Origin of the sequence: Ktedonobacter racemifer DSM 44963 (assembly GCF_000178855.1) — a bacterium.
Classification (GTDB): domain Bacteria; phylum Chloroflexota; class Ktedonobacteria; order Ktedonobacterales; family Ktedonobacteraceae; genus Ktedonobacter; species Ktedonobacter racemifer.
Window position 1 is genome coordinate 1333833 of sequence record NZ_ADVG01000001.1, and the last position, 19857, is coordinate 1353689.

15 protein-coding genes and 2 pseudogenes are annotated in these 19857 nt (G+C 53.9%); 5 read left to right on the top strand and 12 right to left on the bottom strand.

Annotated elements, in window-relative coordinates; genetic code table 11:
• Positions 1-106: 106 nt before the first annotated feature.
• Positions 107-802, bottom strand: a complete 696-nt coding sequence (locus tag KRAC_RS05920) for a recombinase zinc ribbon domain-containing protein (protein ID WP_007905244.1) — start codon at positions 800-802, stop codon at positions 107-109.
• 435 nt (positions 803-1237) lie between these two features.
• On the opposite strand from KRAC_RS05920, the pseudogene KRAC_RS05925 reads away from it, so the two are divergent.
• Positions 1238-2874, top strand: a pseudogene (locus KRAC_RS05925) (nuclease/transposase family protein).
• A 179-nt stretch (positions 2875-3053) separates the two neighbouring features.
• Here the strand turns inward: KRAC_RS05925 and KRAC_RS05930 are convergent.
• The 3 genes and pseudogenes from KRAC_RS05930 to KRAC_RS79330 all read right to left on the bottom strand — a co-directional run.
• Positions 3054-3647 (bottom strand): RNA polymerase sigma factor, encoded by a 594-nt coding sequence (locus KRAC_RS05930; RefSeq protein ID WP_007905249.1) that lies wholly within the window; start codon positions 3645-3647, stop codon positions 3054-3056.
• A gap of 276 nt (positions 3648-3923) precedes the next feature.
• Positions 3924-4850, bottom strand: coding sequence for an SWIM zinc finger family protein (locus KRAC_RS78995; protein ID WP_007905250.1), 927 nt, complete (start codon positions 4848-4850; stop codon positions 3924-3926).
• 69 nt (positions 4851-4919) lie between these two features.
• Positions 4920-5139, bottom strand: a pseudogene (locus KRAC_RS79330) (hypothetical protein); the annotation flags it as partial.
• A 331-nt stretch (positions 5140-5470) separates the two neighbouring features.
• Between KRAC_RS79330 and KRAC_RS05940 the strand changes: the two are divergent.
• The 4 genes from KRAC_RS05940 (at position 5471) to KRAC_RS05955 (ending at position 9524) form a co-directional block, all read left to right on the top strand.
• A complete protein-coding gene (locus KRAC_RS05940; RefSeq protein ID WP_040441986.1) occupies positions 5471-6199 on the top strand; it encodes a hypothetical protein in 729 nt (242 codons plus the stop codon).
• A gap of 187 nt (positions 6200-6386) precedes the next feature.
• Positions 6387-7847, top strand: a complete 1461-nt coding sequence (locus tag KRAC_RS05945) for a HAMP domain-containing sensor histidine kinase (RefSeq protein ID WP_007905252.1) — start codon at positions 6387-6389, stop codon at positions 7845-7847.
• A 32-nt stretch (positions 7848-7879) separates the two neighbouring features.
• Entirely contained in the window at positions 7880-8539 is a 660-nt protein-coding gene (locus tag KRAC_RS05950) for a response regulator (protein ID WP_007905253.1), read from the top strand.
• A 232-nt stretch (positions 8540-8771) separates the two neighbouring features.
• Positions 8772-9524 (top strand): DUF3995 domain-containing protein, encoded by a 753-nt coding sequence (locus KRAC_RS05955; RefSeq protein ID WP_007905255.1) that lies wholly within the window; start codon positions 8772-8774, stop codon positions 9522-9524.
• A 157-nt stretch (positions 9525-9681) separates the two neighbouring features.
• Here the strand turns inward: KRAC_RS05955 and KRAC_RS05960 are convergent, their stop codons facing one another.
• The 8 genes from KRAC_RS05960 to KRAC_RS60900 all read right to left on the bottom strand — a co-directional run bounded on the left by KRAC_RS05960 (position 9682) and on the right by KRAC_RS60900 (position 19620).
• Positions 9682-10056 carry a response regulator transcription factor gene (locus KRAC_RS05960; RefSeq protein ID WP_007905256.1) on the bottom strand — a complete coding sequence of 125 codons (375 nt, stop codon included), beginning with the start codon at positions 10054-10056 and terminating at the stop codon, positions 9682-9684.
• Positions 10057-10066: 10 nt separating this feature from the next.
• Positions 10067-12457 (bottom strand): PAS domain S-box protein, encoded by a 2391-nt coding sequence (locus tag KRAC_RS60890; protein WP_007905257.1) that lies wholly within the window; start codon positions 12455-12457, stop codon positions 10067-10069.
• Between the two features lie 619 nt (positions 12458-13076).
• Positions 13077-16283, bottom strand: a complete 3207-nt coding sequence (locus tag KRAC_RS05970) for a DEAD/DEAH box helicase (protein ID WP_007905258.1) — start codon at positions 16281-16283, stop codon at positions 13077-13079.
• Between the two features lie 51 nt (positions 16284-16334).
• The gene (locus KRAC_RS05975; RefSeq protein WP_007905259.1) at positions 16335-16898 is read right to left on the bottom strand and encodes a cob(I)yrinic acid a,c-diamide adenosyltransferase; all 564 of its coding nucleotides are present in this window, start codon (positions 16896-16898) and stop codon (positions 16335-16337) included.
• A gap of 3 nt (positions 16899-16901) precedes the next feature.
• Positions 16902-17786 (bottom strand): hypothetical protein, encoded by an 885-nt coding sequence (locus tag KRAC_RS05980; RefSeq protein WP_007905271.1) that lies wholly within the window; start codon positions 17784-17786, stop codon positions 16902-16904.
• A 204-nt stretch (positions 17787-17990) separates the two neighbouring features.
• Positions 17991-18143, bottom strand: coding sequence for a hypothetical protein (locus KRAC_RS70845; protein ID WP_007905272.1), 153 nt, complete (start codon positions 18141-18143; stop codon positions 17991-17993).
• A gap of 140 nt (positions 18144-18283) precedes the next feature.
• Positions 18284-18904 carry a Chromate resistance protein ChrB gene (locus KRAC_RS60895; RefSeq protein WP_007905273.1) on the bottom strand — a complete coding sequence of 207 codons (621 nt, stop codon included), beginning with the start codon at positions 18902-18904 and terminating at the stop codon, positions 18284-18286.
• A 116-nt stretch (positions 18905-19020) separates the two neighbouring features.
• Complete coding sequence (locus KRAC_RS60900; RefSeq protein ID WP_007905274.1) at positions 19021-19620, bottom strand: DUF3267 domain-containing protein; 600 nt, start codon at positions 19618-19620, stop codon at positions 19021-19023.
• Positions 19621-19857 lie beyond the last annotated feature (237 nt).

The following is a 19857-nucleotide window of genomic DNA, read 5'->3' on the forward strand; positions in this document are numbered from 1 at the left end:
TGATGTGAAATTGCCAAACATGTGTTCTATTCGTGCTATGTTTGATAAGGGCTCAAGCCCAATAACACGCCTCACTACGGTCTAAAGAACCGTGGCTTGCGGCGGGCTAAAGCCCTATCCTGTCAGCTTTGGGATAAGTATCTTTGTATTCCAGGCACCACTTGATAAAAGTCGCCCTTTCAGCTTCCAAAGCTAGCCAGTCTTTTTGATCCTTTTCGACCTCCTGTAAGCCTGCATGCAATTTCTCTATCTGCTTCTCTAGCTTGCCTAGCTCTTCAATTACAAGGTTTCTAGCTGTCCCTCTGATAAGGGGATTTGTTAGATCCTCGACAAGATTTTTTTGTGTCTCCTGTGCTGTGGCAAGGCTGTTTTTTATCGCCTTTAGATCTGCCTGGCCGTTATATTGTTTCTTAACAGCCTCCATTGCTTCTTGCACTAATGAAAAATCCTTGATAATTTCTCCTACAACCTCCCATACAGCCGTATCAATAATACTCACATTAATAGTAACGCCCGGGCAAGCCTCTTTGTTTCGTATGCGTTTTCCGCATCCGTACCGAGCTTTCCTTAGCCTTGCAGCCTCAGGATCTAACATGTCTTTTTTGCTAATATACGGATCAAAGCCCCGTCCAAAGAGATGTCCTCCACAATAACCACAGATAAGAAATCCTGACCTCAATAGATATGCCTCTGGATGGGGATTTTTCCTGGCTGCCTCTTGTTTATTTATTTCAAGTTGTTCCTGTGCCGCTTGAAAGGTTTCATCATCGATGATAGCAGGAACGACACCTTCTGGCAGCAAAATTTGTTCCTCAATAGGACGTAAAACTTTAGTACTAGTTTGCGGTGCGAAATGGACCCCTTCGACCCGCTCCACAAGCCAATCGTCTTTCTGGAAATCTGTCCGAGTGATTCAAGTCACTTCTCAGGGGGCTTGATATGGTTAAGTTTATATACCATAAACCAGCCTAGGGAGCGGATTCAGGCATTTCGCACCGCAAACTAGTACTATTAGTTGTATCATACCTAAATTGATACGCCTTTCCTATGTACCAAGTATTACAGAGAACGCGGCGAGAAAGCCCCGGTCATTGATGCCGGGGATGAATCACCGCCTCTGCTGGATGAGAGGAAAGAGAGCAGGGTCAGATACCTAGAACTTGCGTTCTTCCCGTTCCTCTGGTACAATAGATGTCAGTGGATCGAGATCATGTGTATGTTCGAAGAAGGGGCCACAATGCCGAAGAAGTGTCAGGGACAATGCAAGAAGAAGGAACAGCAGGAGAAGCGACCTGCGACCCCCACCTTTCTGCTCGAGTTGCCTCTGGCCGTCGATGCAGGGCAAGCCGCCCGCCTGCGCTCCCATCTGGAAGCCGCTCGTCAGCTCTACAACGCCATCCTCTTCCAAGGACAACAGCGCCTGCGCCGCATGAGGTCTGACTCCGCCTGGCAAGAGGCCCGTGCCCTTCCTCGCACCCACAAAGCGGAACGAGCGGCAGCCTTCTCCGCCTTGCGCAAAACGTATGGCTTCTCCGAAGCCGCCCTGCATGAAGCCGTCAAGGGGCTGCGCGTGGGCTGGATTGCCGAGCACATCGAGGCCGTGCTGGCCCAAACCCTGGCCACTCGCGCCTATCGTGCCCTCAACCGCGTCTGCCTGGGCAAAGCGAAACGCGTGCGTTTCAAGAGCCGAGGACGCGGCTTCTCCAGTCTCGAGAATAAGCGCAACGATACCAGCCTGCGCTTCGTCCTGCAACCACCCGAGGAGGGAAACGCAGGGTCTCTGCTCTGGAACGGAGACCAGCTGCCCGCCCTCATCGATTGGAAGGATGAAGTGGTGACCCATGGGCTCAGGCACCGCATCAAGTATGCCCGCCTCATCCAGCGTCCTGCCAGCAGCCCCAGAGCGGCGGGTGCTGATGAAGAGGGGTATCGCTACGTCGTGCAACTGGCACTGGAGGGCAAGCCCCACCAGAAGAAAAAGCACACGGTTGGCACGAGTATTGTTGGCGGTGACCTTGGTCCCTCCACCCTGGCCCTCTTTCCCCAGCAAGGGGAGGCAAGCCTGGAGGTGTTCTGTGCACAACTGGCGCCCGATGCCAAAGCCATTCGTCGCTTGCAACGGCAGATGGAGCGGCAACGAAGGGCGGCCAATCCTGAGAACTACGACGAGAAGGGGCGCATCAAAAAACAAGGCAAGAAAAAGCGGCACTGGAAGCAGAGTAAGCGCTACCAGGCCACCCGGCAACGCAAGGCGAGCAAAGAGCGCAAACTCGTAGCGCATCGCAAGAGCCTGCATGGGCACAAAGTGCATCAGGTAGTGAAACTGGGCACCACCATCATCATCGAAAAGATTTCCTATAAGGCATGGCAGAGGCAGTTTGGCAAGAGTGTGGGACTGCGAGCGCCAGGGATGTTTGTCGAACTGTTGAGGCGCACCGTTGAGAGTACGGGCGGCATCCTGGTAGAAGTCCCCACACGCACCACCGCGCTGAGCCAGTGGTGTCATGGCTGTGGCAAGAAGCTCAAGAGCCGCTTTCGCAGCGTTGGCATCAGTGCGCGTGTGGCGTGGGTCCCGTGCAACGCGACCTGTATTCGGCGTTTCTGGCTGCCTACCTTGATCCAGCAGACCCCATTCCCTCGTGTGCCCGATACCAGGAGTATTGGGAAGGTGCGGAAGCGCGCCTGCGGGCAGCACACGAGCGTCTCACACAACGCGCGAAAGAGGGGCAGACCTTGCCCCGAAGCATGGGTTTGACTCGTGCGAGAGCGCGTCTGCCCGAAAGTTCAGGGGGACCACCACTAGAGCCAGCTTTCTTGCTGAAGCGAGAAGGACGGGAAGCGTGGGCCGAACCCCTGGAACCCCCGTCGCTTTAGCGCGGGGAGCTTCAGGTGGAATGGGCTAAGATGGTGCTAGAGGAAAAACAGGGGGAGCCAAAGAAACAGAAAGCCCATCAATTATGATTGATGGGCTTTTAGCGCTGTAGAGGAGAGGTAGGCACTCAGGAATTGAGGGTTGATAAAGCCTCCCACAGGGGTGAAAATCAAGAGGGGAATCATGTGATTGTAGAATCCTGGTCGAGACCAGCATACAGGCGTTGAAAGGCATGGCGCGCACGCGAAAGGCGACTGCGCACCGCTGCCAACGTATCTTGCATCATATCCGCTATCTCACTGTAGGAGAAGCCCTCAGCATCAAGCAGCAGGTAGAGCGCGGAATTGGATGGCAAACGCGCCAGGACGCGCCTGACCATATCCATTTCCACAACATTGTCCTCAAAGCGAGGAGCCATGAGAGCCGCATCTTCAAGATTCCCCTCACCAGACTCTTCATCATAATCTACAGACGAAGCAAGCGAGACTACCGTTACATGCTTCTTACGCCGCCATTCACTCCGCAATTGATTGAGCGCAATGCGATACAACCAGGGAGCAAAGCGTAAATCGGCCCCACGCATACGTGGCAAAGCACGGTAAACCGCTAAAAACGTCTCCTGACAGAGATCCTGGGTTAATTGCTCATCGTGAGTCATGCCATAGAGCATCCGCCGAATCTTAGGCTCATAGTACATTACCAGAGCCTCAAAGGCTGGAATAGACCCCTGACACGCCTCCTCGACAAGTTGAGGCTCATTGAATACCGCGTTCATCGTCCCTCGCGCATCAGCGATGGTGCTGTGCTCTAGGCCTCTACCTTCTACAATGCAAGTTGCCATATGTTTGTTTCGAATCAAGAATTATATTGACGCTTATTCATATATTGAGACCAATATCAAATTGCCTCTTCCCCACATCATTTAGTCCAGGGTCAAGCCCCCTGTGAGTTATTATTCCTGATTTTTCACATTTTTACAGTGAGCTACTTCACAATTTCGTGCCAATCGGCTCATTCGTTCAGCTTGTCACACCTCCTCCTCTTTTCCTGCTTATTCGTTCTCCAATCGATCACGCGCATACTGGGCAGCCTTCATATAGATGCGTTCAAACCAGTTGGTGAGATTCTCGCCCACGACTGTATAGGGAGCATCTCCCAGCTCGCGCAACATAGGGCTGGGACCTGGCAATTGAGCTGGACGGGGCGCGAAATCTTCAAGCTCCTCGCCCTCTTGCCAGAATGTATCGAGGCGTTCTTCTAGCGGCTGAAGTGGCACTGGTTGCGCAGCCAGGAGAAAGTCTTCAGCCTGAGAGAGCTCTTCCACCTGGCTGCGGCGCTGCTGTAACGCCTCACCAACCGCTTCCTTGCTACGCCCACGCAGGGTAAATAACATGAAGGGATCGCTATCAAACCGCTCTGCCAGTAAATAGTAGACCGCCGCGATATGCTTGCAGGGATTGGCCGGGTCTGGACAGGAACAGCTCGTGCTCAGATCATCGCTTACTTCGGGGAAGAGCGAGATCCGCTCACGTACGAAAAGCGCCTCGATCTCCTGGGGCATCTCTCCTGAGAGCAGGCGCGCCGCCAGCAAGGCGTCTTGCGCCATGATGTCGAGAATATGCTCCCAATCCTGGTCACTGAGAGGAGAAAGATAAATAGCCACTTTATAGGGGCGGGGAGAACTTCCCTGCACACTTGCAGTCACACAGCCGGCCTTTACTTCGAGCGCGAGCACCTGGCCTGAGCGGGCATAACTGCGCCCACGGGCCAGGCGTGACCCTATTCCCAGGGCCTCTAGCGTCTCAAGCCAGCGTTGCGACCACCACCGGGTCCCGATCTGCCCACGCTTGCTCCTGGCCTTAATGCCCTGCTCGCTGCGTATAGGAGTGGTGGCACGCCATCCATAGCCAGAATATCCCTCATCGTCGTCATCATAGCGGTATGGCCTGCTGCCATAAGATGATCTGCGCCTGGGCATCTTCTCACTCTGCCTTTCTAAATGTTTTGAGAAGTCTCCACATCTTCGATTGCGGTGAAAACATCCGCACACCGCACTGAGATACTCCAAAAAAGAATGGCGACGCTGACGATTGTAGAACGTTTCCCAGAGCTCGTTGATACCCTGAACTAGTGTATTGAGAGCCGCGATCTGAGTGATGTAGCAAACCAGGATCGGGATGGCGGCGAAGCAAGGCCATACATAAGACGTTCTCAACCAGAGCTTCATCTTGCACTGGGACCATCGCCCCCCTACCAACGCTTCTCGTTTGTACTTGGGCATAAAAGCTCTTTTTGGCTTTTTTCATCTTTCCCCTCTTTCATGGCAAGTATACACGCATTTCATATCTCAATGAAAGTGGGAACAGATCAAATGTCTTGCTCTCAACAGGGCATTTGACGCATCACTAAACTCCCTCCTTGCGGTATGCTTGGCATGTGAACGAATGCGGAGACAGCATGTTCAGAAGAACAGCCTGATGAACAAGAAGGCTGGACATACCACCCGGCAACGATGAGACCAGACGAGCACGTAAGCGTGTTCTCGACGTAACGATGGTATGTTGTCTTTATGTAATTTCAGAAAGAAAGAATACAATAGTGAATACTATCTCAGGCGCTTCGGAGATTAGCAAGCGGAGACGCGCTGCTACATGGTTTGGGTACGCCGCATGTGCCTGGTCGTTGCTCTTCTCCCTCGCGCACTTCTATTGGGGGATCGAGGCCGCCACTACGGGAGTGCTCACCGTCCCTGGTGGCAATATACATTTGGAGAACGGCCCTGCTACTGGTAGTGGAGTCATCTTGGCCTGGGTCGTGACTGTTGGCATCCTGTGCATCCTGGGTGGGCTCATCGCGTTGTTTCGCATACGAGGCGAGAGGATGTCCCACGGTATGCAACGCAGTGCAACCGCAGTAGGAGTAGTGACTATGACGGCCTATGTGGTCTATTGCTTTACCATAAATGGCTTTGCGTGGATCATAGCTCCCGGTACCCTCTGTGTGTTCGGGGCGGCGATCTCGCTATCGCTGATCCAGCCCTGGGGGCGCTTCATTCCGCGCTGGCTGTTGCTTCTGCTTGCCTGGCTCGGTGGTGTGATTATGATAGTTCATGAACTCTACGGCGGGATCCTACAGGGAATGGCAGTGTCAGGTATGATTGGCTGGCAACAGGAACACCTCATGATAGGTGCTCCTGCCACACAGGCTCCGCTCACAGTACAGCAGTTTATCAATCAAAACCTCATCTGGGGCTCGTGGTTTCTGCTCGGAGGCATCCTATTCTGTGCCCTCGCCTGGCTGGCACGCCACTCGCTCGATGAGCGCTAAAGCCTGGTGAGTGGGGAGACCGAAAAAAAGAAGATGCCGTTTCATATTCTTGCCAGAACGTCTGGCGCATGACAGATCGGTAGTTCTGAGGTACCATTATTCGTGTGGAGTGCGGCGTATCCATTCCAATGAGCAGGGGTGCATATCCTGACGAGCATAGCCGTCTGAATGACCTGCCTGGAGAGAGATGATAACAGTGAAGTTCCCAACCTTTGTGCTGAAGCGGTTCCATCGCTTGCAATGGAAATTAACGATCTCGTATTTGATAACTTGTGTCATCGTCTTGTGTTTGCTTGAACTGCTCGTCGCCCTGATAGGCGTTGGTGTGACCCTCTCTCAAGACAGAGGGACACTTGAACACCACGCACAGCTCCTCGCACGCATCGCGGGTCCAACTTTTCCCGCGACGAGGGTTGCCCACCAGCAGCAATTGCAAGCGGCATGGGAACTACTCCAGGAAAGTAACCCTGCCTTTCAGGGCTATATAGCTACCGTTGACGCACAAGGACGCGTGATTGTGGCCGCCGGGAATCACGCCCCTGTTCCTGGATATGATCTGCGGTCAGCGTTACCAGCCAGCGTTCAGCAAGATACCCGAGGATTGCTCTCCTCCCATGCTTCTCCATCCTCTCCTCAGAGCGCGTTGCTCCGCACTTCTTTTGAGCAGGGTAGGGAGTATGTCGTCGCTCCGCTACTGGAAGGAACAACCACTCAGGGTATATTGGTCGTCAGTGGGCACTATGTGCGCTTTTCCTGGGAGAACGTGCTTACTTTCCTCCTGTTCTTCGGGGTGAGTGCCGTCATCTTCTTTCTCGGCGCGGGAGTAGTTGGCCTGGCGTTCGGTGCCGTCACGGCCCGCGGCCTGGTCCGCCGACTTCAGCAAATCGCAGCAGCCGTCGAAGGCTGGAGCCTGGGTGATTTCTCCACTTTTGTCAGCGATCCCTCTCGCGACGAAGTGGGACAGTTGGCACACCGCCTCAATCATATGGCTCAGCAATTGCAGCAGTTGCTCAGGATGCGTCAGGATCTGGCAACTGTAGAAGAGCGCAATCGCCTGGCTCGCGACCTGCACGATAGTGTCAAGCAACAGATTTTCGCGGTTTCTTTGCATGTAAGCACCACAAAGGCTCTAATGAGACATGATGAACGGGCCGCGCAGGCACATTTGCTCAAAGCAGAAGTTTTGGTCCGCCAGACCCAGCGCGAACTGATGACGCTCATTCGCGAATTGCGCCCGGTTGATCTGGAGGACAGAAGCCTGGCGCAAGCCCTACAGGATTACACACATTCCTGGCAGGAACAGACGGGCATCCCTGTTGAACTAAAGGTGGACGGAGACATAGCAACGTCGCTGGAGGTTGAGAATGCCTTCTTTAGGATCGCGCAGGAAGGACTGGCAAACGTCGCACGCCATAGTCAGGCATCACTCGTGAAGCTCCATCTGACCTGCGCTACGGTTGTAACACTCGCGATCAATGATAATGGCTGCGGTTTTGACGTGCACAACAGAGAACAACGAGGCGTTGGCCTCTCCTCTATACGCGAGCGGGTCCAGGCCCTTGGTGGGCATCTCGACATCCAGAGTAGCAAAGGCCAGGGCACAACAATTATCGTCTGGTGTCCACAAACAGAGAAAGATGCTTCCTAAGAGCAGTGGACTCTTTTCAGGAGAAAGACAACATGCCGGAAACAGAACTGATTACTATCCTTATCGCCGATGACCACGCCATTGTACGTGAAGGCATCCGCGCGTTTTTCGCTATTCAGCCCGACTGTAGCGTAGTTGGTGAGGCTGAGTCGGGAGAGGACGCGGTGCGTTTGGCTGCAGAACTGGTCCCCGACGTTATCCTGATGGACCTGATGATGCCTGGCATGGATGGTGTGGAAGCTACGCGCCGCCTCAAACAGGTAAGTCCGCATTCGCAGATCATCGTGCTCACCTCTTTCCACGACGATGAGCATATCTTCCCAGCACTGCGAGCCGGCGCGCTCTCCTATATCCTCAAAAGTATCCCTCCCGATGAGCTAGTGGAGGTCGCGCGCAAGGCAGTACGCGGTGAATCTGTGCTGCATCCCCGTGTGGCCGCGCGCGTGGTGCGCGAACTGCGTGGCACCAGAAGCGAGGCGCCCAATCCTTTTGTCGAACTGAGCGAGCGCGAGCTTGAAGTTCTGCGTCTGATCGCTGGCGGTCTCTCCAATACTGAGATTGCCGCGCGCCTCACCATCAGCGAGAAGACTGTCAAAGGGCACCTGAGTAATATTCTCTCGAAGCTCCATCTGATGGATCGCACGCAGGCCGCTGTCTTTGCCTGGCAACAGGGACTCATCCATCGCGATTGACTGTGACGAGCACTACGCCAAATGTCTTGCTCTAAACAGGCCATCTGATGCATCACAAAATACCACTCCTGCTGTATGCTCTCTCTAGAACAAACACATGTGGTCCTGGTCCAGCGCTCCGGCATTCTTCTGCTCACGCGGACAGTGCTTTTTAGAAAAGGGCTCACCAGGATGGCATGAGATTTCAATTTACCCCCTCTGTCGATAGCGTGCAGAGATGAAAGAGTGCATTATGAAAACCAAACCTGACAACATATCATTATTAAGTCCGTCTTTTTTGCCATCGCGGTGGATCGTGTGGACAGGCTACGCTGCGTGCGCCTGGGCACTGCTGTTTGCCATGGAACACGCCTACTGGGCCTTTGGAGGCACCTGGCTTCTGGCTTCTGGGTCAACACAGGAACTCCAACGTCAGTTTGCCGAAAATCCCGCGTCGTATATCATCAGTTGGGCCGTAGATGTTATGGTGTTTGCTGTCCTGGCTTTGTTCCCTCTCGCCCTGATATGGAGAGGAAAGCGTATCAGCCAGAGCCGAATACAGATTTTTACCCTTATATACGCATATGCAAGTCTGTTCTTCTTTGCGCTGACCGGTATGATCAGGCACGATAATATGTTGGTATTATTCAGCCTTGCTGTCAGCGTTCTCAGTATTCCCATTGCTTTTATACGACCTCGCAACCAGAATATTCCAAGCTGGTTGGTGACCTTTGCAACCTGGACCTTCGGTATTGGGATGACCCTCTACGGGCTTAGCTACTTTATTGTTGCTTTTCTCAATATCCATGCAGGCCACTTCTGGACATATATTGCTGCTGGCGGATTAAATTGGACGATCGAGGGCATTCTATTCATGATGGTGGCCTGGCTGGCGAACTGTGGCGGGCGCGATGCCCAGACACGAGACGGCGAGCCAGCTAGCATAGTGGTTCAGAGACGCGAAGAAAGAGACAATCTGGGTGAAAGTAAGATAAACGGATGGTAAAAGTAGTCGATAAACAAACACCCACTTCACATTCCTGTGCGCCTACCTTTCTGGTTGGCGCCCCTTTCCACTGGCCACCCATTAGCTTCTGCCAGTTACCCACAATAGACATAGGACAGATGACCAGCGAAGGACTGTTGCTCTTCAGCCCCGGCCTCTAAGCGCAGCAGGTGAGGCGAGCGACTTTTGCCAGGAATGCCTCAATGTTGAAGGGCTTGGCCAGGAAATCATCCGCTCCCGCTTGTCGTACGGTTTGCTCAGCACTAGGATGCGCTGAGAACATCAGGACAGGAATCTTTCGAGTCTCCTGTTGGCTCTTCAGCCATCGCACAATATCGCGCCCATCTTTGCCTGAAAGCAAGACATCCAGGACAATAAGGTGGGGAAGTTCGCCGTTGTGCAGTTGCATGAGGAAGTCCCCTTTGTCTGACGTCACCACCTCATAGCCCTCATCTTCCAGGATGATGTGGAGGAACTCGAGAATATCCGGGTCATCATCCACGATGAGAATACGTTGCGTTGTATGTGGCATCGTTTTCTTCCTACCCTTCTCTCTCTGTTGGGTCTGCTGGCCCTGTATACTCTTTTGGCTCCATCTGTGGCAACGCGACAAAAAAGGCGCTCCCAGCCCCTTTGCGGCTCTCTACCCATATGCGCCCCTTATGGCGCGATACGATCTCCCGAGCCAGGTAGAGGCCAATACCCAGCCCTGGGTACGTTTTCTCTTCAGGGCCTACCTGATAGAAGCGCTCAAAAATGCGATCATGATGGCTCTGGTCAATACCAATGCCAAAATCCTGGACGCTTATGATGACCTGCTTCCCCTCGTGGAAACGATGGATGATGATGTGCTCAGCCTCTGGAGAATACTTGATGGCGTTGGTCAGCAGATTGATGAACACTTGCCCCAGACGATCTGGATCACCTATCACCTGTGCTCCTGTGTGTCCCTCGATACGTAGCTGATGGCTCGTGGTGGTCGCCTGCACATTGTCCACGATCTCGTTGAGCAGCTCATCCAGCTCAAAAGCTTCGATGCGCAATGCAAGCTTGCCAGCCTGCATTCTCGAGATATCGAGCAAGTCGCTGATAAGCCTGGTAAGCTTATCGAGCTGGGCATCCATGCGTGCCAGGTAGGAGAGGCCTTGCTCGTCTTCCCGTTTTGTCAGGCGGCGCTGCAGGACGTGGGTAAATCCTTTCAAGCTGGTGACTGGCGTTTTGAGTTCATGGCTAGCCATACTGATAAACTCGTCTTTGCGATGCTCAACCCGCATTCGCTCGGTAATATCATGCCAAATGGAAATGACCATGGCTACAGCACCACTCTGTGTGCGTACTGGACGGGAGATGATCTGCACCCAACGTTCAGTTCCTTGAACCCTGAGTGTGGCCTGCGCTTCCTGTGCTCCGGCCAGAACTCGGCAGTGAGGAAGCGCCTCGAGAGATAATGCATGTCCTTGCTCGTCAATGAGTGGAGAGGTGGTAAGCAGGATTTCGTCTGGCTGGTCCAGCAGCTCGTGGAATAAGGTCACTCCACTCATCTGGGCCGCAACCTCGTTGGCATAGAGGACGCGATTATTGGGTGTGTAGACGATAATGCCGTCTGCTACGCCCTGCAAGATAATGTCGAATTGGTCGCGGCTCTGTTGGACTTCTCGATAGAGCCGTGCATTCTCCAGGGCTAAACCGATGCGCCGTCCCACTTCTTCCGCCAGAGCAAGATCAAACGCGTTGTAGTGTCTACCGGATGCGGTGGTTGCCAAGGAGAGCACCCCCGTGATCTTCCCTCGTGCGGTTAGGGGAACCAGCATAGCGGAGGTAAAACCAATCTGCCGTGCCAGCGCCAACTCCTCCTCGTTCCTACTCGCTTCTACCAGCAGATCATCGGTGATCTCGGGGTAGAGTTCTGCGTGTCCGCTGCGCAGCACCTGGGCTACCCCTCGTTGCGCATCAGGATCGGCAGGGAAGCGCTCGCATAGGGTGCGCGCCCAGCGCACCTGCTCGGGATCGATGTGCGCGAGCTCGGCCAGTTCTAGGTGTCCCGCCGCATTCACCAGCTCAATGGTACACCAATCGGCTATGCGCGGGACCGCCAGGTGTGCCACGGCGGTCAGCGTTTCCTGGTAGTCAAGAGTGGAGGCCAATACCTGACTGAGCTGGGCGAGCATCTGCTCCTGGGCCTCGATGCGCTTGCGTTCAGTAATGTCATGGGCAATGTCAGAGGCTCCGATGAGCAGACCCGCATGGTCATAAATAGGAGAAACAGCGACGGAGACCGGCACACGTGTGCCATCTTTGCGTTGCCTGACCGTTTCATAGAGCTCGACCCGTTCTCCCTGGCGAATACGCTCCATGATCGTAATAAATTCATCCTGACGATCAACCGGGAAAATAAGGGTGATTGGTTGGCCCACCGCCTCCTGAGCGCTGTAGCCATAGAGGTGCTGCGCCGCTCGATTCCAACTGGTGATGATGCCCTCACTCGTTTTCCCAATGATAGGCGTATCGGCTGATTCGACCAGAGCAGCAAGATGGAGATGAGCGCGTTCTGCCTGGCGGCGTTCGCTAACATCACGGGCAATTTTTGTCGCCCCAACAATGGTACCGTTCCGATCTTTGACGGGGGAAATACTCAAGGAAACTTCGATCCTGGTGCCATCTTTGCGCTGCCGAACGGTTTCAAAATGCTCAATGCGCTTGCCCTGACGCAATGTCGCAAGGATTTCCTTTTCTTCAGCGTGCAATTCCTCGGGAATGATGAGCAGAACCGATTGTCCAATCGCTTCCTGGGGCGTGTAGCCAAAGAGTGATACGGCTGCTGGGTTCCAGCTGGTAATGATACCTTCAAGTGTTTTACTAACGATGGCATCATCGGAAGAAGCAATGATGGCCTCGTAGATACCCAGTTCTTCCAGGGGTTGATGCAAATGCATAAGTATGGCTCTCCTGAGCTAGTTACTCCTACGGTCTCTGGCAAGTAGTAGACGGTGTATGGAAGACGGACGATCTTTGGAATGATGAGGCAAGATAAGCGTCCGAGGATGTGTTTGCATCACATATAGTGCCCAGTATAGCCCAGGAAATGATCTGGCCAAAGAACGAGATCTGCTAGCTGCTCAGGCAATGTGATGCTCTCCAAAGGGAGAAGGAAAAGGTGAAGGGTGCAACTGGGACAAGCATCAAAAGTGTGCATCTGACGAGCCACATTGGGAACGTCCAACAGATCAAGCAAACCAAGTAGAAAATTGCTGGCCTATCAGGCCCTGTGCTACGTAAGCTGCTAACCCTTTAGGTTATTTACCGCCTCGATAATGAGAATTGTTTTAACAGGTCCTGGGTCCTCCTGGGAAGATGGGGTATCGGGTGCTTGCATTGACTCGTGGTCCTTTCTATCGCGATCGCCGGGAAGGGGCGTACTTCTTTCACGAATGGAACAGATTATTCGTTTCAGAGGTAGGACCAGGATAGATATTGTGGCGAAAAGGAAAATCCCACTCTATTTTTTAGAAGGCAGATCAAATTTAATACATTTGAGTTTTTTGAAAATAGTTCTTACTCTCCTACGGCCTCGCGACCCAGCACAAACAATTCACGCAATTGCGAGGTCGACATCTCCGTTAACCAGTTCTCACCGCTGCCAATAATGTTCTCGGCCAACGCCTTCTTGCTCTCAATCATGGCGTCGATACGCTCTTCCAGCGTCCCCACACAGACAAACTTGTGTACCTGGACGTTGCGATGCTGCCCGATACGAAACGCGCGGTCCGTCGCCTGGTTCTCCACTGCGGGATTCCACCAGCGGTCAAAGTGGAAGACGTGATTGGCCGCCGTCAGGTTCAGCCCAACGCCACCCGCCTTCAAAGACAAGAGAAAGAGCGGGGCGTCGTCGCGCTCATCCTGGAAACGCGTTACCAGTTGATCACGCACCTTCTTCGGCGTGCCGCCATGAAGGAAGAGGACTTCACGCCCCAGTTGCTCTTGCAAGTGCCGGCGCAACAGTTGACCCATCTCGGCGAATTGAGTAAAGATCAGGGCCTTATCGCCTTCCGCCAGCACCTCCTCCAGCATCTCTTCCAGGCGCAATACTTTGCCCGAGCGCTTGCCCAGAGCACTCTCGTCTCCCATAAAATGCGCTGGATGATTGCAGACCTGCTTCAAACGTAACAGGGCCGAAAGGATCATGCCCTTGCGCTCAATGCCTTTAGCATCATCGATTTTTTCCAGCATCTCCTTGACGACAGCGTCGTAGAGCGAGGCTTGCTCCTGCGTCAGGTTACAGAGCACCTTCATCTCCATTTTCTCTGGCAGGTCCTGGATAATGCTTTTATCGGTCTTGACTCTGCGCAAGATAAAGGGCTGTACAAGCTGCTTGAGCACTTGCGAGCGCTCCGTGTCGTGATAGCGCTCAATCGGCAAGACAAAGCGCTGGCGAAAGTCCTGTGCCGAGCCAAGATAGCCAGGATTGAGAAATTCAACGATGGAGCGCAGTTCAGAGAGGCGATTCTCTACGGGCGTGCCCGTCAAGGCCAGCCGATAGCGTGACTTCAGCTTCTTGATAGCCTGCGTCTGCTTCGCCTCGTCGTTCTTGATATTCTGCGCCTCGTCAAGGACAATATTCTCCCACGCTACCTGGTTGAGTAATTCCTGGTCACGTAACGCCAGGGCGTAGGTTGTTAACACGACATCATGTTGGCGCACTTCCTGCACAAATTCCTCGCCAGAGAGCCGCTCAGCGCCATGATGGACATGCACGGAGAGCGAGGGAGCAAAGCGCTGGACCTCACGCTGCCAGTTGCCCACAATAGACATAGGACAGATAACCAGCGTCGGCAAGGCCCGCGCGCCCTGGGGCAGATGCGCCCGCTCATAGAGCAAGAGACCAATTAGCGAAGCGGTTTTTCCCAGGCCCATATCGTCGGCCAGACAGGCGCCCAGGCTCAGGCGCTTGAGGAAAGTCATCCACGAGACACCACGAACCTGGTAGGGGCGCAGTTGTCCCTGGAATGTAGTGGGAATCTCCACCACCTCCAACTGCTCCTTCCCCTGTAGGCGTTTGAGCGTGTCGTCCAACCAGCCCTCAACCTCAACCTCAACATGCGATACGCCAAAGGACTGCTGCTCTTCGGCCCCGGCCTCTAAGCGCAGCAGGTCGCGCAAGCTCAGCTCCTCTTTACGCATGAGCTTCTTCGCGAAGAATTCGCTCGCCGCCTCCAGTTCTTCTGGCCGTAGCTCGATCCATTGACCCCGCACCTTGACCAGGGGCTGCTTTAAGCTTACCAGTTCGAGAAACTCTTGCTCGCTGAGCACCTCTCCCCCTAATGACATCTGCCAGTTATATTGCAACAAGCTATCCAGCGTCAGGAAGCCACTACTCTCTTTCGCAGTTGACTCTTTTCCCTTCACATGCAATTTAGCTGCCAGGCGAGCGCCACGGCTTCCCCACCAGGATGGCACCAGAACCCCGAAGCCGCTCTGTTTCAGGAGAGGAGCTGCATCGCTGAGAAAATGATAGGCTTCTTCCGTGCTTAAAGTTACCTCAGTGGGGCGAGCGGAACGCAGACCTCGCTCCAAAGGTGGGAAGAGACGAATGGCAACCCCGAGATCCGTCAGTAAAGATTCTTGAGGATGCTGAAAGGCGCGGTTGAGAAAGGTGGAGGAGCCAGCGCGCGCCTGCCAGACCTGCTCGGCGGAGACTAAGAGGCTGGGATCATCGTTGGCCTGTAAATGAAAGCTCAGCTTCCAGGAGGCTACCGCCTGGTCTGCCTCCCCTTCCTGCGCCTCCTGGTCGTCTGTCTGCTCTCTCCCTGGCTGCTCCAGGCGGAAACAGGTACGAAAGGGGCGAAACTCGGCGCGGGTCACAACGGGCCGCAACCAGGTTACTACAGCGTCAGTAAAAGCCTGCAAGTCTTCTTTGGAGGCGGCCAGTTCCCCTCCATGTGATGAGGCAAGCGCCTGCACCCACTGGGCCGAGAGAGACATTCCTCGTGGGAGGCGCCCCTGGTCCTCCATCTTTTCCATTGAGGTTCGTACCAGCGCGTCGACGCTGCGCTGTAAGAAGTTGAGTAAAAGCTCCTGCGGATCAATCTCTACAGGCTGTATCGTACCAGCTACGCGAAAGGCGCGGCAGGCAGGTGGCATAGCGCGTGCCAGGCGTGCCACACGCTCCTGATCCTCTGGCATGAGCGCCAATGACCAGGAGGCTGCGGCTTTCATCTTTACAGCTTGTTTACTACCTCCCCGGCTCGACGCCCTGGCGGGTTCGGGAATCTTTAGGGAGGGCAAAAAGCTCTGGCGCTGCACGAGTTCCAGGGCCAGCTGGGCCGCTTTCATCCAGAAGCGTAAATCGCTGCCATAGCTGTGATACTCGCCAGAGGCGGGTGGCTGCTCGGGCAGAGCAAGCAACATGTCACAGGCATGGGAATCATCAAGAGAGAGCGCCTCTACCGACCAGTCGCGTAGCTGCGGCTTGCTTTTACTTGTAATAGGTGTTTCTAGCACAAGCCTGGGCGAGGGAAGAGGGTATTTGCTCGTCGAAGGCAAGCGCACAGCCATCACATCATCCGAGGCTTCCAGGCTTCCCGACTGCGATAAAATCATCTCAAATTGGGCACGCAGTTCCTGTGTCGATAAACAAAACGGATGGAGAGGTGCGGCATCAGAGTTTGTCGCCTCCACCTCTGACCGTAATTGCGCGCGCTCTCCCCAGAGGAAAAGTTTCCCTTCTTCAACCGTTTGCCACGTCGCATGTAAAACAGACACGTCTAGCCCCTCTCCAGCTTCAACTTATGTTCTCATTAACCTCACAGGAGGCTATGCGATGGGATCATTCATCTCTTTAGGTTTCTGTGCGAGCGAGGACTTCACCTCAATATAGCGCGCCAGGATAAAGATCATATCTGAAAGGCGATTTAGATAGCGCACCACCTCGCCATTCTGAATAACGTTGTCGTGCAGGAGTTTGACCGCCATGCGCTCGGCGCGGCGAATAATCGTGCGCGCCAGGTCCAGCGCGGCCCCATCTACCGTGTCCCCTGGAATGATGAATTTGTTGGGGATCTCGACCTCCCGCTTCAACTCCTCTTCAACCTGTTCGAGACGCTGGACATGCTCAATCGTCATCCGCAGCCCCATGGTCTCATAGTTCTCTGGAGGCGTCGCCAATTCTCCCATCAGGAGATAAAGTTCCTGCTGCACCTGAAAAATAATGGCTTTCACATGTGGATCTTGCGCGACGGCGCGGGCCAGGCCAAGGGCTGACGTTGCCTCATCGACGGTTCCAAAGGTATCAGGACGTGGATCATATTTCGGCACACGCTGCTCCCCCAATAAGCCGGTATACCCGGCATCGCCTGTCCCGGTGGTTACTTTCGCCATGTTTTATCCTTCTCTTTCAACTTCTTGCGCAAGATAACGGTACGCCCGGCTTACTCGCCGCCAATCCATCTCTCGTCCACGCACGGGACGCTCTTCCTCCCCAGGGAGCAAACAGTTAGTTGCCAGGAAGCGACGCCGCAGGTTTGAGAGGTCAATAGGTTCGTCGGGCGGGAAGAAGGCTCGATAGAGCAGAGCGGCCTCGGCAAGGGTCAGCATCCCATCCCCGCTCTCCGGCTCGCGAATGACGTTGAGTTGTAGTGTCTCGCGACCGCCAGTTACTTTGCGCCCCTCCTGTTGCCACCACTCCTCTGGCGATGCCCCTATACTCATTTTATCCATATCAGCCAGGTAACGCAGGATTACCTCTGGCTCGCGTTGCACATAGGATCGCAATGTATAGAGGGCACTGAGCAAACCCGGACGCACCTCGGGATCTAGTTCGCGCTCTCCCGTCTCAATCTCTACCACAGGCACCCAGCTCACATGCAGGCTTGGAACTGGCTGATGGTGCAGATTTGGGCGTAGCTGATCCCGATTGGCGCGCAGCAAAATACTATGGATCAGCGTAATACCTGCCCCTTGTTCATCGCTTCCCCACACCTGCACCTTCTGCTCCTGCCAATCCGCCTTCAATTGTACTAACGAAGCATCCTGCGGCCAGAGTAACAATGCCTCCAGGGTTCGCTCTACGGCATCGGAAACCAGTTCATTCCCCAGCACCAGGCGCATAGGAGGCCCCCACGGGCCATCACGCAAGAGGACCCATAGCGACCAATCACAGACCGCAAAGGCCGCTACCCCAGCAGTTACAATCAGCCGTCGAGGCACAACCTCACGTGAGGGGCGTGCCTTAATTGAGTTGCCGGGCCTGGAATTGGGTGAACGCATCGCTTCCTCGCCAGACTAAAGGCATTTCCACTTAATTAGAGAAGATGTGCATACATGCATAGCCTTATTGTATCTCATAGGTGGATGTCTTGCACACAGAAGCCTCCACGCACCCAACAACGCTTCCCACTTTTGGACATAGAAAAAGGCACCCCTCTTTGCAGTCAGAGTGCCAGCGTTGTATGCAACCAGTCTTAAGACAGTTTAAAGACCAAAGATCGCGTGGAGACTAAGGGCGAATGCCGCGCATAGGAGAGTCGCAATAAGCACATAGGTATAGTAACGTTTGAGTTCTTTGCTGCGATCAAGAGCAACCGCTTTAGCGCCAGCTTTGCGCGATGGTATTTGTTTTTGCATCTTTTTCCCCTTAGTGAATATCTATTCAGGGTGGTAAGTAACCTCTGTACAAATGATACGATTCAGGCTCGTAATCGGTTGTAACATTACAGCAATTGTACCCAAACGGCGGCGGAAAAGCAATGCCGGGATGACTTACGTTATGGCAATTTTGTCAGAGTTGGATCTGGCAAAGGTGAGATTGTATCCTGGTAGCGTTCAAGCACACGCCGTGCTTTGACATGATCGCGCTCAAGGGAGACGCGGAAGAGTTGTTCGCAGAGCATCAAGGCCTCGGCGGCCATGGCGCGCCTGGTCGCAGTCATATTTCCTAGCAGATCATGCCTCCGAGCGGAGCGAAAGAGGGAGTGAACCTTCTCCAGGAGATCGCTCAGGGTCTCGTGTGAAGGGGGAGTTTCTTCCTGTGGCTCCTGTAGCGCCGACGCCACCTGTGAGAGAAACTGACTACAGGTCTGTACCACAGCAGAATATTCGCTGTTACGTGCATCTAAGAGAGCCTGCAAGATGCGTCGCTCATCGGCTGCATCCAGCGCGACCACAAAGAAGAGGCTGGCCTCGCCCCCCAATTCTTGGATATCATGGGCAAGCTGCGTAAAATGCTTCTCCACCTCTTCCGAATGCGGCAAGAGATACACCGAGTTCTGCAAGGCATATGCACCCAGGTTTTGCAGGCGTCGCCATACCCAAACGCGCTTCTGGGACGGCTCGCTTGGTACTTTGTACGTCAATTGTAACCAGCGCATCGCATCATGCTCGGGCATTTTCTCGCTACACCTCATTCGTTGAGCGGCACACGTAACACATGTTACGCATAATAGCTTATAGCAATGGTACTCGAAACAGGTGAATAAAGTCAAGCGTAGAGCGCGAGAAATGCTTAGATACCACGATACCAGGTCATGCCATCCCCATAATCATGCACCAGCAGGGGAGTAGGCGCGAAGAGCAAGCGTATAATCACATAGAAGTCGCCGACAGAGCCCGCCGCGTTTAGCGTCAGCAGCAGCCAGAGAAACAAGCTTAGACCCAATGAGGCAAACGGCAGTACAGCAACGCCAATGAGGGTGATGAGGAGAAAAGGCGCCAGCCCGATAATGAGAAACGGCGTACGCGGAATGTACCATTCCGGCGCCGAGGCATAGGCGTAGATCCACTTAAAACCAAAGTGTGGCCAGGCTCGCGTAAACACCCAGAAGAAGATTCCATGTATTAATTCATGCACAAGTATGCAACCAAACACGGTAAATGCCATCGCCAGAATGCCCTCCAACAACTGCCAGCCGCCAATCGTCACCGATGCACTCCGGCCCAGACTCTCCCGATGAAACAAGAAAGCAATATAAGCAAAAGCCAGGGCGAACAAGATAAAGAGCAGCAAACCAACGCCATTGAGTATCCAGGCGAGCTTTTTATCTTTCGCGAAATTCACCTCGCCACACAGGGTATATCCCTGCGGCAAACTCGTCACAGCCTTCATCGTATCCCTCCTTGTGTACCTAGATGCTAGGCACACTTCATATACAAGTATACACAATTTTTATATCCTATTACCCTTCCTGAGAAGCCTTCGCGCCTGCGGCGCTTGAGGATAAGGTGTATCTGGTGATGGGCTGGCTCCGCCAGCCCATCACCAGATACACCTTACTCGAAGGCGAGCTTGCGAGCCAGGGCAGACGCCAGAGGAGAATGGGAGGGCCTGGCTAATTAGCATATT